The organism is Methylobacterium sp. WL64, from assembly GCF_008039945.1.
GTDB lineage: Bacteria > Pseudomonadota > Alphaproteobacteria > Rhizobiales > Beijerinckiaceae > Methylobacterium.
Genome location: NZ_VRVA01000304.1, coordinates 1 through 775, shown reverse-complemented (window position 1 = coordinate 775; position 775 = coordinate 1). Strand labels below are relative to the sequence as shown.

At 65.5% G+C, this 775-nt stretch carries 1 pseudogene; it reads left to right on the top strand.

The annotated features are described in order from the left end of the window. Positions 1-65: 65 nt before the first annotated feature. A pseudogene (locus FV242_RS34015) lies at positions 66-775 on the top strand (IS5 family transposase); the annotation flags it as partial.

The window sequence follows — 775 nt, the reverse complement described above, 5'->3', positions numbered from 1 at the left end:
TGAACCCATAACGGGTGGCACGGTTTGGTCGGGGCGTCGTTGGTTCTCCGAATGGAAGACCGAGGATGGCGCCGTTTGACCTGACGGATGCAGAGTGGGCGGTGATCGAGCCGCTGCTTCCGACAGACGTACGCGACAAGGATCGGGTGGACGACCGACGGGTGCTGAACGGGATCTTCTGGCGGCTGCGCACGGGTGCGCCGTGGGCCGACATCCCGGCGCGTTACGGGCCCTACACGACCTGCGGCAACCGCTTCCGGTGCTGGCGCAAGCGCGGCATCTGGGACCGACTTCTGGTTGCTGTGTCGAAGGCTTACGAGGGCGATCTGCAGATGATCGATGCCACCAGCGTGCGGGTTTACCAGCATGCAGCCTGCGCCAAAAAAAGACGGCGGATCCGGTGGCATGGGTCGTTCACGGGGCGGCCTGACCAGCAAGATCCACGCGCTGGTGGATGCCGAGGGCCGTCCCGTGGCGCTGAAGATCACGCCCGGTCAGGCGCATGACGGGCGCTCGTCGACCGACATGCTGGGCGGGCTGGGTGAAGGCCAGGTCCTGCCGGGTGACCGGGCCTACGACAGCGATGCGCTGCGAGCCCGGATGTCCGAGCAGGGTGCTTGGGCGAACGTGAAGCCGATGCCCAACCGCAAGCAGGTCTTGGCCTTCAGCCCGTTCCTGTACAAGCACCGCAATCGGGTCGAACGCTTCTTCAGCAAGATCAAGCACTTCCGCGCCGTCGCCACCCGCCACCCGCTACGACAAGGATCCCGACAAC